The sequence below is a fragment of the Acinetobacter sp. YH12039 genome (genome assembly GCF_013420015.1).
In the GTDB taxonomy this organism is placed as follows: domain Bacteria; phylum Pseudomonadota; class Gammaproteobacteria; order Pseudomonadales; family Moraxellaceae; genus Acinetobacter; species Acinetobacter amyesii.
The window spans coordinates 1-1,011 of sequence record NZ_VOZA01000145.1; the positions used below are offsets into that span (position 1 = coordinate 1).

General features: G+C 39.3%; 1 pseudogene. It reads right to left on the reverse strand.

What is annotated here, in order from left to right:
• Positions 1 to 61: 61 nt before the first annotated feature.
• Positions 62 to 1,011, reverse strand: a pseudogene (locus FTT98_RS17935) (IS3-like element ISAba14 family transposase); the annotation flags it as partial.

Here is a 1,011-nt window from a genome sequence, read left to right on the forward strand (position 1 = left end):
AGAGGTGGTCCCACTTGTTTGAACAACTAAAAGCGTATTTATAAGTGATATTCCGCTCTAGTTAAGCCACCTTGTTTTGTTGGGGTAGCTGATCATAGTAAAACTCATTTGGTGTCATTTTGTCTAGACTCGAATGAGGTCGTTTCAAATTATAAAACTCAAAATATGCACTTAATTGCTTTTTCGCATCTGTGACACTGCTATAAGCTTTGAGATACACCTCTTCATATTTAACGCTCCGCCATAATCGTTCAACCATCACATTATCTACCCATCGACCTTTACCATCCATACTGATTTGAATGCCATTTGATTTCAATACATCAATAAATGCATCACTGGTAAACTGGCTGCCTTGGTCTGTATTAAATATTTCAGGTCGACCATATTTTTCAATCGCTTCATTTAAAGCCGAAATACAAAAATCCACCTCCATACTAATCGATACCCTATGCGCAAGTACCTTGCGGCTATGCCAATCAATCACAGCACATAAATAAACAAAGCCTTTTGCCATAGGGATATACGTTATATCCGTAGACCACACTTGATTACTGCGCTGAATAGCCAACCCTTTGAGCAGATATGGATATTTACGGTGAGCTTGATTAGCCTGGCTTAAATTTGGTTTGCAATATAACGCCTGAATACCCATTTTCTTCATTAAAGTACGTGTATGACGTCGTCCTATATGATGTCCTTGACGATTCAACAAATCACGCATCATACGACTGCCTGCAAAAGGATATTGCATATGTAATTCATCAATACATCGCATCAGCTTCAGATCTGATGCACTCACAGGTTTTGGGCGATAGTAATAACAACCACGGGAGACTTTCAGCAGCTTAGCTTGCTTAGATACTGAAATCTGAAGTGAGTCGTCGATTAACTTTTGTGGTTGAAGCGGCCCAGTTTCTTCAACACACCTTCTAAAAAATCAATTTCTAATGCCTGCTCACCGATTTTTGCATGTAGTTTTTTTAGATCGATGGGTGGTTCTGTTGGAGC